The sequence below is a fragment of the Flectobacillus major DSM 103 genome (assembly GCF_000427405.1).
Classification (GTDB): Bacteria; Bacteroidota; Bacteroidia; order Cytophagales; family Spirosomataceae; genus Flectobacillus; species Flectobacillus major.
Map to the genome: position 1 here is coordinate 4,499,007 of NZ_KE386491.1, position 12,312 is coordinate 4,511,318.

Genomic DNA, 12,312 nt, shown 5'->3' on the forward strand with positions numbered 1-12,312 from the left:
AATGAGCAGAAAACACAATTGTTGTGTAATAGGGCGAATGTTATAACAACAATTGTAGGAACGAATCTTCTGCTCATTTTAGGCCATTATACTTGAGTTTTTAAGGCCTGAATGGTAATTAATTACTTAATATTATCAAGGTTATAGTGCAAGCCACGATTTTCTTTGCGAGCTATCGCATTTTTAATAACCAAATAAGCTGCATTAATCATATTACGAAGTTGGCAAATTGGCACAGATAATTTTGACTCTCGATAGAGTTCCTCATGTTCGAGGTAAATAAGTTCTAGGCGGTCATAAGCCCTTTTCAGGCGGCGGTCGGTACGAACAATTCCTACATAATTACTCATAATCGATTCCAATTCACGAGCCATTTCGGTTACCAATACCAATTCTTCAGGATGTGTTGTACCTTCGTCATTCCAGTTAGGAATATTGTCGGGAATGGTATTTTCTTCATAAATCTCGATTGTCTTCAAAAATGCTCGATGAGCATATACGATAGCCTCTAACAATGAGTTAGAAGCCAGTCTGTTAGCTCCATGCAATCCCGTACACGAGCATTCGCCAGCGGCAAACAAATAATGAATATTAGTTTGTGAATATTCATTTACTTTGATACCCCCGCACAAATAATGCTGTGCAGGCACCACAGGAATCATATCGTTGCCAGTGATGTCTATGCCAAGGTTATCTTTACAATACTGATAAATCATCGGGAAATGGTGTTTGAAATCATCGGCATCTAAATGTCGAGTATCAAGGTACACATGTTCAACCCCATTTTTTTTCATCTCCGAATCGATAGCCCTAGCCACAATATCGCGAGGAGCTAAAGAAAGTCGAGGGTCATAATTTTCCATGAAGGTTTTTCCATCCTGATTTTTCAAGATACCGCCATGCCCCCGTACCGCTTCTGAGATCAAGAAAGACGGTTTTTTGCCAGGCTGGTACAAAGCTGTAGGGTGAAACTGAATAAACTCCATGTGTTGCACCAAAGCTTTGGCACGGTATGCCATCGAAATACCATCGCCTGTAGCAATTGTAGGGTTGGTTGTACTTTGGTAAATCTGCCCGATACCCCCAGTAGCCAACAATGTTGTTTTTGCCAGAAACGTTTCAGGTTTTCCGGTAAGGGTATTGAATACATAAGCTCCAAAACACTTTTTATGGGGCGTATCTTTAGTGATTTTTTCGCCAAGATGGTGTTGGGTAATAAGGTCAATAGCAAAATAATGCGTAAAGAAATCTACACTTTTGAACGACTTTACTTTAGCCAACAATGCCCTTTCAATTTCATTGCCAGTAGAATCTTTATGGTGCAAAATTCGGTGGTCAGAATGGCCGCCTTCTTTGACTAGGTCATAATTGCCATCTGCTTTTTTATCAAACTGCGTACCGTATTCAATAAGTTCTTGGAGACGTTGAGGAGCTTCACTAACCACAATTTCAACCACCTTGGGGTCCGACAGGTAGTCGCCCGCAATCATAGTATCTTGAATATGCTTTTCAAAAGAATCGTTGCTGTCCCAAACTGCTGCAATACCTCCTTGGGCATATTTAGTATTGGTTTCTTCGGCTATGGTTTTTGTAATAATAGCTATTCTTACTTCTTGATTTTGCTCTTCAAAGTGCGATGCTAATTTGGCTGTGTAAGATAGCCCTGCAATGCCAGAGCCAATGACTAAAAAATCGTATTTTGGCATTATGTGTATGGATGATTTAGCGTATTTCAATTAGCTTCGTTGAATCAATATCAAAACCTAACTTCATCTTATTGGGTGAATACTTATCAAAAATCTACAAGGATACAACTTGGAGTGTACGTGGGCTTTTGCGTTTAATATACCGAAATAAGTTATTGATGAATCATGATTTTTTCAAAAACGCTCTAAAATTAGTGATAAAACTTTGCCAACAATAGATATGTTTTAAAAAACATAAAGAAGCAGGATAAAATCTTTTGAGCGAAAGCCTAAATTTGTTTAGGCAAAAGTCATTTCTGTATACAGAAACAGTAGGTGTATTGGGCTAATAATCAGGGGTAGAAGGGGGGATTTATCACAAACCTTTTCTGCTCAAGATTTCCCAAATACGGCTAAAATTGTTAATTTCGGGACTTTGAAGCGTGTTTGTCTATTACGCTTGCTCTAATACTTGACTAATACAATATACCAAACTAATTAATACCTATATGGAAGGAACTCAACAAAATAGTGGCCTTTGGAAGGCTGGGACGGCTTTTTTTGCCATCTTGGCTGGTTTTTTGGGCTATTTACTATTTGAAGCCAAGGGTGTCAAGCAACAACAAGACGATATTATTCATAAAAGAGTTGCAGAACTATCTTCGGCAAGAATTAGTTTGGATTCTATTGGTTCTCAATTGGATGCTAAAATTGCAGAAATTAAGTCGTTGGGGGGTAGAGTAGAAGAGCTAGAGGCTGCCAAAAAGCAGTTGGAAGCCGATGTGGAAGAGTTGGTAAGTACAAGTGCTTTGAGTAAGCAACAGTACGATAGCAAAATCGCAGATTATGTAAGTTTGTTGAATACAAAAGATGCCGAACTAAACCGACTCAAGAAAGAGAATGGAGTATTAGTTGAAAAAAATAAAACATTGGTTTCTCAAAATACCAATTTGTCTTCTGAGAATATTGATTTAAAGACTCAAAAACAAAACCTCAGCGATTCGGTCGATAATGTTTCGCGTCGCAATCGTGAACTAACAGCCAAAGTAACTCGTGCATCGGCTTTACAAGCTCAGTTTGTACAAGCTTTGGCAATTTCTGACCGAGGAAAAGAACGTGATGGGGGTGTTTATAGAGCATCGAAAGTCGATAAAATTAAGGTGATTTTTTCATTGTTACCTAATGCTATTGCCAAACAGGACAACAAGACGATTTACTTGCGAGTATTAGACCCCGACGGAGCCGTTTTGTACGATACTGGCGTTGGTTCGGGTACTTTCGATCTCTTTGGTAAAGAGGCTAATTATACTGCTAAAAAAGAAATTTTCTTCCAAAATAACGGCCAGGGTGTAGAAATAATCTATAATCGTGGCAATGCCATTCAGTATCGTTCGGGGCATTACAAAATAGAGCTATTTGCAGAGGGGTTTGCTATTGGAAACGGTAGTTTTGATATAAAATAATGAGCAATTTATGGATTTTGGAGGCGTAATTTGGCAAGTATGCGGAAGATAATGTCTTGTAACTGGTGAATTTATTGGCTAGCTCATAGAAAAAACCTCTAAGCTAGTTGTTGTATAATCCAAAACACGCCTAAAAAAGTTTTTATCCTAAAAGCCCTGATTCTGAGCAGTATTTTGGGGAATATAACCTTATTTGGCTATAGTATGGTGTAGGTTTAAGGTATTCACAGGTAATATTTTGCCAGTTTGCAAAAAATATATTGAGGCTTCGTTCTTTTTATGCAAAAATCATTTGAAACATACCAATTTCAAGCGGGTGAAGTGATTGCTTCAATTGGTGCGGCCTCTGGTGTTTGGGAGGTAGGTTTTGCGAGCTGGCAAGATGGTTTAACCTTTTATTTGCAAGATATAGACCCACATAGTTGTAATCAAGAAGAAGTAGATTATACCGTAAAATACTGGGAAAAGCAGCAAAATAAAACGATTCAGGGTATTTTTTATGCCGTATTAGGCACGCCACAAGCTACTAATTTGCCAAAAAACTTTTTCGATAAAGTTTTGGTAATCAACAGTCTGCATGAAATCCTTTTTTTGGACGAAATATTGGATGATATTAACCAAATCCTCCGACCCAATGGACTATTATTTATAGAAGAAACTATCGCTCAGACAAACGGAGTACTACATGAAGGCTGTGGTTTACCACTATTTACCGAGGAAATATTACTAAGAAAAGTGGAACAAAAAGGCTTTGAGGTAAAACAAAAAGTAGATAAGGGTAATGCCGTTTGGATTTATGTATTGAAGAAATCAACAGACTCGTCAACGTAAAAATATGTAGTTGTTGTGAAGCATACAAATTGTCAGTAATGTATATCTGCCACAAAACTCACTCACGTAGTGTCATTTTATCCCTTCTTTCAACAAGTCTTTATAGCCGCCTTTAAGATTATAGATTTTTTTGAAGCCATATTCACGCAACATATCGGCTACTTCGGCACTTCTTCCGCCCGATGCACAATATAACAATATTGGTTTATCCTTATTGAGCGATTCGATTTTTTGTAGGAGTGTTGGATCAAAATAATCAATACACTGAGCCGATTGAACTTTGCCAGTTTGCCATTCTTTGGGTGTTCTTACATCTACAATCTGAATATCAGGATTGTTTTTCACTAGTTCTGCAAATTCGTGAGGGCTAACATTAAGATTCTCCTCTACTACACAATTGTGTAGCAACAAAGATGTACTGAGGACAAAAGATATAGCAATCGTTTTCATGGTTCTTAGCAGCTGGTATAATATGCAAGTTAAATCATATCGGTATGTATTGTCAATAAGAATTTTTATTCTTCTTTAATAAACTTTTAAACGGTTAAGCACAACGCTTTAATATGATTGGTCTATGAATATGTTTTTTTTATCGGCACAAAACAACCCAAACGTGTACAAAATAAAAATACATTAAAAAGTTGGTTAGTTCGTAAACACCAGATTTTAGTTACTCTTTTGCTAACTCTTTAATTTGTTGGAAATTAACCTTTAGTAAGTACAAAAAGTAAGGTTGAGAAAAGTTTAACCTACTAATTAGGGTGAAAACATGAGTTATCCCGAATTTTTTAATCAAACAAGGCGGTCGAAAAACTAATTTCGACCGCCTTGTTTGATTAATAGTCAATAAATACCTAACATGTGTGTACTTTTTTTCTAATAGAGTACAACTTTAGTCACACCCTATTGGAAAAAAAGTACAATGGTCTACCTCGTGAACCCCAATAAACACAAACAAGAGGTCTCTATTTTAAATTATCTCAAAATTCGGGATGACTCATGTAATAAATAGCTTAGCTTATTTTTTTAAGTTATTAATCCAAGCAGCAATTTTTTGAATATCCTTTTTAGGAACATGACCCATTGGAGCCATTGGAGTAGCAAAATCTGGCCAGTTTTCAGGCTTTGGCTCAGCAATTAATGCTTCTAATTGAGTATTTGTATATTTACGTTTTGCTACTTCTGTATAAGCAGGGCCAATAGCACGCTCATTTACTTTATGGCAAGCCAAACAAGTATGCTTGGTTAACAAGGCCATTGCCTCTTTGTCAGAAATGATAGCGTCTTTTACGGCTGTTTTTGGAGCAACCTTAGGTTTGTTTGAGCCCTTCATTCCTTCAGTGCTTGGAGCTGCCTCTTTCATCTGATTGTCAGGTGTGTTTACCAAAGCCCCCGCATCAACTCTTTCACGTTGTGCACGGGTTTTTGGTGTTACCAACGTAATATTGGCTTTAGGGCCAGCAGGAATATTGTTGAGGGTATAATAAGCAGAGCCATGTAATACCGAAAGCCCATCGTTAGCAGATTTTACACCCTCTGGCTTAATATCGTGGATATAACCTTCACGTAGGCCATCTACTACAATACGTACTTTTAGGCCGTCATCCGATACTTTTGCTCCACGTACAGCATTATCTTTGCGGTCAACAATTGGGCTACCATACACAGGGTGGTATTTGTAAATATAGCTTGATACATCGTAGTTGTTAACATCTTCGGCTGTTTTCTTGTTGACAGGCAAAGTAAATTCAATTTCAAAGCCATCAGGCATTGCTCTTACTGCCTTCATTTCAAAAGGTGTTTTTCCTGAGAATACCAATTTTTCTAAGCCATAAGCCTCAGTTCCTACCGAACCCCACCCACGGTTTGTACCACCAACATACATACTGTTGTCTGTACCCCATGACATACGCAAAACACCCGAACGGAAGCCCGAGCGGAAATCGAACGATGCACCTTGGTATTGACCGTTTACTTTTTCTAAGAAAACACGAGCAATTTTAGACATACCTTCGTCACCCACAAACAATTGGCCAGCAAATGGTCCAAATTCTCCATTGGTTTCGTCTGCAATGATTTCAGAAGTAGATACACCCAATACCCCATGCGGTAACCAAACGGCTGGCGATTTTACACCCATATTAGGGAAGCTTTTTTTACCAAATTCATAAATAGTAGTCATTGGTAAACGCTCTTTTTCTACATATTCAGGTTTTACTTTTGGGTCATCACGAGGGTCAACTTTCGAGAAAACCATTTCTTGACGCATTTTTACAGGCGATTCAGGACGGTCGGCCCAGCGTAAAGAAGCAGGATGGCCTAGAAAATCTCCTTTTTCAACATGAGTAATAAAGCCCGAACCCATCCAGTCACCTTGGTTGTCGCCATAGAAAAACTCGCCATTTAACATACCAATACCACATGGAGAACGCATACCTGCTGCAAAAGGCTCCATTTTACCATCTTCAGTAATTTTCATTGTCCAGCCTCTCCAAGGTACAAGCGACTTACCTGCCCACCAGTCAGAGTTACCAAAGCCAACGTTGGCTGTTACATAAAAAGAGCCATCAGGGCCAACTTTAGGGCCAAAAGAATATTCGTGGTAGTGACCCGAAATAGGCCAAGCATATACCGTTTCATAACGGTCGGCTTTGCCGTCTCCATTTTTGTCAACTAATCTTGTAAGTTCACCACGTTGTGCACAATACAGGTTGTTGTCTTTGAAAGCCAAGCCCAAAATTTCGTGCAGGCCACTCGCAAATTTGCGAAAGTTGGGTTTGCTAGAAGTTGGGTTTTCGATAATATAGACATCGCCACGACGTGTAGAAGCAGCCAAGTCGCCATTGGGAAGAGTAATTAAACCACCAACTTCAAGCACAATCCCTTCTGGAATAGGTATTTTAACGATTTTGTAATAATCGTTTTCTGTAGGGGTATTTTGTGCTAAAGCCCCTGAGCCAATACACCCTGCAAGGAGGAGTGATTTGCTAAATGTGTTAAAAAATGATTTTATATTCATTGCGTTAAAAATCTAAATAAATGGTGAAATAGCATACCGCTCGATATAAGTAAGTGAGATGTTGAATTTGATTGAAGATTTTTAATGATTCAATCATTCGCTCTATTACTTAATTAGCTCAGAAATATACAATAATCTTTTTCTCCGAGCCTCTAGCCATACATTACCACATAATTGAATATTGAACTTTTTCAGCAACTGGCACTGTCAAAATAGTTTTATCGCCAGCTTTTTCAATACTTGCTCCTGTAGCTTTGATATAGTAGCTTTTGCCATCAACAAGATAAGTATCGTCAGATAACTTGCTGATGTCCTTGCCAACAGCCAATCGAACCGACTGGTTAGCAGCAGGCGTTTTGAAGGTCAATGTACGAAGCAAATATTTGTCGTCGGTTACACGGATTTGGTCTTCAATCTCGCTATTAGCTATTTGATAACGGAAAGTTGGTAAGTCGTTGGCATCTAGCACATACCCTAAAGGGCGGTAATTGGCTGGTACGTCCAACAACGTTGCTTTGTCGGCATTGGCCACTACTACAGGGCTATCGGTAAGGGTAAGCAATGCACCACGGGCACGTGATGAACCATCGCCACGATCGTCCCACATAGGTGATGTATCCAAGAAGTCGCCTTTCCAGATTTGAACAATAGCACCATTGTCTAAATCATAAGTATAGTGTAAGTTGCTTGGGTTACCTACGTTTACAGCATGAACAACACGTTTGATTTTTTTACCATTATCATATAAGTCTGTGAATGAACGGAATACAAGAGGTTCTTTGGCATCTAGCAAAATAGGGTCGGCAGGAGGGCCAGACAATGTTGAAGCCAAAGTATGATAAGCTGTTGAACGGAAACTTGGTCCTTTTACCCACATTCCCAAAATAGGAGGCATCCAACCGTCGGTTTTATAAACAGTAATTTCAACAGGTACTTTCCCAGCAGGCAGTTCGATTTCGGCCGAACGCTTGTCTCTCGACTGTGTCCAAGCATCTGGTAAAAGCTCTTTGCCATTTACATTTACATAATATTTTCCAGCCAATTGAAACTCAAAAGTGTGGTTTCCAGCCTTAGGAATATCTAAAGTAGTAGTAAAAATTTGGGCAAAATCATTAGTTTGTTTACTTACATCCCAAGAAAGCTTGTCGATAGAGCCAGTAGCATCTGGTTTTTTGCTCAAGAAATCTTTAGGTTCTTTGAATTTACCATAAAACACCTTGTAGCTAACAGGACTCATTGTAGCAGGTTTACCACTAAAATTAGCCACTTTAATATTTCTGAAAGCCACAGCACCGTGGTCGCCTTGAATCATGAAAGGGCCTAAGGCTGCTTCAGTTTCAGAGATAGGGCCGCCTGTTGGGCCTGTTAGTTCAACGTTTTCGTGCAAGACAGCTCCGTTTAATTTAATCAATAATACCTTTGCATTGGCAATTTTTTTACCTGCTGCATCAAAACGAGGAGCTTGGAAAGATATTTGCATGTGCTGCCATAGCCCTGGTGCCAAACACGCATTGACACGAGGGGCATGCCCTTCGTACAAATACTCTTGAGGAATAAATTTACGACGTTTGTAAATACCTCCACAGTCGCCATAGGCAGGTTTTTTTACGCCCCAGCTATCCAATAATTGGATTTCATAACGACCTTGAAGATAAAACCCCGAATTGGAATGGGTAGCCATCATAAAGTCAAACTCTACATCGACATCGCCATATTCGGCAGCAGAAATAAGATTTGCACGGTTGTTGGCATCGGGAAGGTTGACCAAAACGCCTTTGCCAGCGGTTATGGTCATGGCTTCAGACTTAGAAAGGTCGGCATTTACTTCACCAGCAATTTGCCAGTTGGTTTTACCTGTTGGCTTCCAGAATGACATATCATTCAGTGAAACAGTCTCTTGTGCTGATACAAAAAGGGGAAGGCACAAGGACGCTACCAAAAGTAATTTTCTCATAGAAAGATTTTTTAATATGAATAAAAGAATGAAAATTGGGAATCAGCCCCTAAATTTAACACTATAGATGAAAATTGCTATCCTGAAAGTAGGGAAAGTTATTTTTGAGTGGAGGGTTATGAAAATAAGATTATCCAATAAACATCAATAACAATATGGAAAAAGTATTTATTGCTCCTAATGCCTCTGTGATGGGCAATGTCGTTTTTGGGAAAGGGGTATCGGTTTGGTATGGGGCGGTTATTAGGGCTGATGTCGAGCAGATTATCATTGGCGATTATTCCAATATTCAAGACACAGCCGTATTACATGCCGACCCCGGCGACCCCACTATTATTGGTGAGTCGGTAACGATAGGTCATGGGGCTATTGTACATGGTGCTGTTGTGGGCGATGGCTCGCTAATAGGTATGCGTGCAACTGTACTAAACAAAGCCAAAATTGGCAAAGGGTGTATTATTGGAGCTCATGCACTAGTAACTGAAAAAATGGAAATACCCGACTATTCGCTGGCTGTAGGAGCACCCGCCAAAGTAATAAGACAAATGACTCCTGAACAAGCCGAAAAAATCAAGCTTGGGGCAGAACATTATGTAGCAATGGCCGAAAAACACGCCAACGGCGATTATCCTTTGTTGACATAAAGCAGAGGTTGCTATTGCCATAGTTTATCATGATGCAATATGAGTCATCCTGAATTTTAGGTAATATTAAAACAGACTTCTATTTGTGTTTGTTGGGATTCATCAGGTCGTCATGAGTGAACTTTGAAGAGGCTTGTCAATTGCTCAAATGATAGGAATTGAGGACTATGCAAAAGGCGTTCGAAATTAGTTTTTCGAACGCCTTTTGCATATTAAATATCAGAATGACTATTCTTTAGCCGCAAAGCATTGTGTCTCTACTGGTGAAAAGCATATTCAAAAATAATCACTGATTCTCTCAATCAGCATTCACTAAATCTGGGATGAATTTTTTTATACGCCCCAAAAACTTTTCTATAACAGTAAACCTGCTAAAGTTGCCGACAAATAACTGGCTAATGTACCACAAATCAAGGCCTTGAAACCTAATTTGGCCAAGTCAGAACGACGGCTTGGGGCTAATTCGCCAATACCACCAATCTGAATAGCTACCGAACTAAAATTGGCAAAACCACAGAGTGCAAAGCTAGTAATAGCAATAGTTTTGGGGTTGAGGGTATGTTGCATTTTCATCAAATCCAAATAGGCTACAAACTCGTTTACAACCATTTTGGTACCCATCAATGCCCCAGCAGCCTCGATGTCTTTGGTAGGTACGCCCATTGCCCAAGCAAAAACAGCAAATAGTTTTCCTAAAATAAAATTGAAGCTCAATTCTGGAAGGCCTACTACCAAACCTACTTTTCCTAAAATCAAATCCAACAAGGCAATTAATGCAATAAAACCAATTAACATAGCCACAACGTTCATACCGACTTTGAGGCCGTCGCTTGCACCGCCAGCAATAGCATCTACAAGATTTACGTGAGCTTTTTCAACTTTTAGTTTTACAACACCTTGTGTTTCAGATTCTTCTGTTTCGGGCATTACAATTTTTGAAATAACCAAAGCCCCCGGAGCCGCCATAATACTGGCCGCCAACAAATACTGAGCTGGTACACCCAAGGCAATATAAGTAGCCATTACGCCACCTGCAATACAGGCAAAGCTACCAGTCATAGAAGCCAACAATTCGGAGTTAGTCATTCCTTTCAGATAAGGCTTGATCATGATTTGAGCCTCTACCTGACCTACAAAAGTACTTGCCACGTTTGAAACCGCCTCGGCACCACTTACGCCCATAAGCCATTTCATACCTTTGGCCATTACCGCAACAATACGCTGCATAAGGCCAATATGATACAAGATATTGACAAGCACCGCCACAAAAATAATGGTAGGAACAACTTTGAAAAAGAAGATAAAACCATTTTCGGGCCCAAAAACTTTACCTAATAATTCTTGTTTTACAAGTGGGCTAAATACAAATTCAGCACCTTTGTCGGCCATCTCAAGCAATCGCTTGATTTTCTCGCCTAGCCAAGTGAATATATGTTGTCCGAGTGTTGTTTTGAGAATAAATACAGCAAGCGAAGCCTGTAAGCCCAAGCCTACTCCAACTGTACGATAATTGATAGCTTTTCGGTTGTTTGACATCAAATAGGCAATGCCCAATATCAATACAATTCCGATAAGTCCTGTGAAGCGTTCCATATTTTACTTGTATTAGTGCGAAATTAGTGCTTAGTTTTTTTGTTGATGAATTTTGCAAAACGGGTAAAGATAGGAAAAAACTACTAAACCTCTATGAAGATATAATCGACTGCAACTAATTATAGGTTTTTTTTAAGAAAATAAGGGAAGAATTTACCACCTTTTGGCAAATTTCATCATTATCGATTCTTTTGACATATATCTTTTACAAAGCAAAATTCAAGTGTATTTACCAGTCCATTCTTTTTCTAAGGGTATTGATATGGGCTACATGATGCCTTCCATGCCACGAGTACATTCCTGTGATAATTTTCAAAGAATTTTCATGCCTTGTGGCTGGATGATAAAATTTTTTGGCATATTCTCTTTCCGATAAATTTTCTAATAGCATCCCCCAACGCTTGTGTAGCATTTCTAGTAGCTCTAACGACCACTCAATAGGAGCATTTTTGCCGTCGGGTAGCTCGGCCCACAAGCCTTCTTCATAAGGCTTGATAGTTGGAGTTGATTCGGTGAGAGCTAGCTTAAAACGAATATAGGCATTAATATGAGAATCTGCGACATGATGTACCGTTTGTCTGACTGTCCAGCCGTCGGGGCGGTAGGGTATTTCTAATTGTTCTTCGGTTAGGTTGGCAACAGCCTGTCTAAGTTGCTGAGGTAAATCAATAATATCTTTCACCCAAGTTGCTAGGATGGCTTCTGTGACTTCCTGTGGTTTTTCAAATACCCCAATAGGATATTTTAGGAGTTCAATATTGGATTCTTGCATCATGAAGTTTTGGAGATTAGTTTAGAAATAGAATCAAGTGTAAGATAATTGATAATCATTAAAATTTAATTATAAGTGCCAATTTCTCTGATAATTGCCTTTGATAAAAAATATTTTATATACGTTACACTACTTCTATAATTGTTTGTAAAACAATTGATTAAGTAATAATGCTTAGGATATAATTCTTCTAAAAATGCTATTTGAAAGATTTTGGGATATAGCACAAAAATATCCATTGTGGTAATTGTTAAATATTTTATAGTAATAATTATATGATTGTTTTTTGAATATATAACTATTTGAATAATAAATTGTAAAAGCAAAAATTATTGAAAATTTAATTTGGTT

General features: G+C 38.7%; 9 protein-coding genes. 3 read left to right on the forward strand and 6 right to left on the reverse strand.

Annotated features, from left to right (window positions below; genetic code table 11):
- Positions 1–122: 122 nt before the first annotated feature.
- On the reverse strand, positions 123–1,706 hold the full coding sequence (gene nadB, locus FLEMA_RS0150180) for an L-aspartate oxidase (protein ID WP_026997108.1): 1,584 nt from the start codon (positions 1,704–1,706) through the stop codon (positions 123–125).
- A 488-nt stretch (positions 1,707–2,194) separates the two neighbouring features.
- Here nadB and FLEMA_RS73495 point away from each other — a divergent pair, with 488 nt between their 5' ends.
- Positions 2,195–3,148, forward strand: coding sequence for a DUF8428 domain-containing protein (locus FLEMA_RS73495; RefSeq protein ID WP_044173348.1), 954 nt, complete (start codon positions 2,195–2,197; stop codon positions 3,146–3,148).
- A 279-nt stretch (positions 3,149–3,427) separates the two neighbouring features.
- Positions 3,428–3,979 (forward strand): methyltransferase domain-containing protein, encoded by a 552-nt coding sequence (locus FLEMA_RS73500; protein WP_044173349.1) that lies wholly within the window; start codon positions 3,428–3,430, stop codon positions 3,977–3,979.
- A 72-nt stretch (positions 3,980–4,051) separates the two neighbouring features.
- Here FLEMA_RS73500 and FLEMA_RS0150225 read toward each other — a convergent pair whose 3' ends face one another.
- The 3 genes from FLEMA_RS0150225 to FLEMA_RS0150255 all read right to left on the reverse strand — a co-directional run bounded on the left by FLEMA_RS0150225 (position 4,052) and on the right by FLEMA_RS0150255 (position 8,952).
- A complete protein-coding gene (locus FLEMA_RS0150225) occupies positions 4,052–4,429 on the reverse strand; it encodes a rhodanese-like domain-containing protein (protein WP_026997110.1) in 378 nt (125 codons plus the stop codon).
- Between the two features lie 568 nt (positions 4,430–4,997).
- Complete coding sequence (locus FLEMA_RS73505) at positions 4,998–6,998, reverse strand: DUF7133 domain-containing protein (RefSeq protein ID WP_144080148.1); 2,001 nt, start codon at positions 6,996–6,998, stop codon at positions 4,998–5,000.
- 163 nt (positions 6,999–7,161) lie between these two features.
- Positions 7,162–8,952, reverse strand: a complete 1,791-nt coding sequence (locus tag FLEMA_RS0150255; RefSeq protein ID WP_026997965.1) for a 3-keto-alpha-glucoside-1,2-lyase-like domain-containing protein — start codon at positions 8,950–8,952, stop codon at positions 7,162–7,164.
- 155 nt (positions 8,953–9,107) lie between these two features.
- Between FLEMA_RS0150255 and FLEMA_RS73510 the strand changes: the two genes are divergently transcribed.
- On the forward strand, positions 9,108–9,596 hold the full coding sequence (locus FLEMA_RS73510; protein ID WP_044173351.1) for a gamma carbonic anhydrase family protein: 489 nt from the start codon (positions 9,108–9,110) through the stop codon (positions 9,594–9,596).
- A gap of 354 nt (positions 9,597–9,950) precedes the next feature.
- Here the strand turns inward: FLEMA_RS73510 and FLEMA_RS0150290 are convergent, their stop codons facing one another.
- Positions 9,951–11,189 carry a NupC/NupG family nucleoside CNT transporter gene (locus FLEMA_RS0150290; RefSeq protein WP_026997111.1) on the reverse strand — a complete coding sequence of 413 codons (1,239 nt, stop codon included), beginning with the start codon at positions 11,187–11,189 and terminating at the stop codon, positions 9,951–9,953.
- Positions 11,190–11,418: 229 nt separating this feature from the next.
- On the reverse strand, positions 11,419–11,964 hold the full coding sequence (locus FLEMA_RS0150305; protein ID WP_310587236.1) for a YfiT family bacillithiol transferase: 546 nt from the start codon (positions 11,962–11,964) through the stop codon (positions 11,419–11,421).
- Between the last annotated feature and the right edge of the window lie 348 nt (positions 11,965–12,312).

What these genes read in the sequence shown, in the direction of transcription:
- FLEMA_RS0150255 (WP_026997965.1), bottom strand. Translation starts at nt 8,952, where the DNA reads ATGAGAAAATTACTTTTGGTAGCGTCCTTGTGCCTTCCCCTTTTTGTA.
- FLEMA_RS73500 (WP_044173349.1), top strand. Translation starts at nt 3,428, where the DNA reads ATGCAAAAATCATTTGAAACATACCAATTTCAAGCGGGTGAAGTGATT.
- FLEMA_RS73505 (WP_144080148.1), bottom strand. Translation starts at nt 6,998, where the DNA reads ATGAATATAAAATCATTTTTTAACACATTTAGCAAATCACTCCTCCTT.
- FLEMA_RS0150225 (WP_026997110.1), bottom strand. Translation starts at nt 4,429, where the DNA reads ATGAAAACGATTGCTATATCTTTTGTCCTCAGTACATCTTTGTTGCTA.
- nadB (WP_026997108.1), bottom strand. Translation starts at nt 1,706, where the DNA reads ATGCCAAAATACGATTTTTTAGTCATTGGCTCTGGCATTGCAGGGCTA.
- FLEMA_RS0150290 (WP_026997111.1), bottom strand. Translation starts at nt 11,189, where the DNA reads ATGGAACGCTTCACAGGACTTATCGGAATTGTATTGATATTGGGCATT.
- FLEMA_RS0150305 (WP_310587236.1), bottom strand. Translation starts at nt 11,964, where the DNA reads ATGATGCAAGAATCCAATATTGAACTCCTAAAATATCCTATTGGGGTA.
- FLEMA_RS73510 (WP_044173351.1), top strand. Translation starts at nt 9,108, where the DNA reads ATGGAAAAAGTATTTATTGCTCCTAATGCCTCTGTGATGGGCAATGTC.
- FLEMA_RS73495 (WP_044173348.1), top strand. Translation starts at nt 2,195, where the DNA reads ATGGAAGGAACTCAACAAAATAGTGGCCTTTGGAAGGCTGGGACGGCT.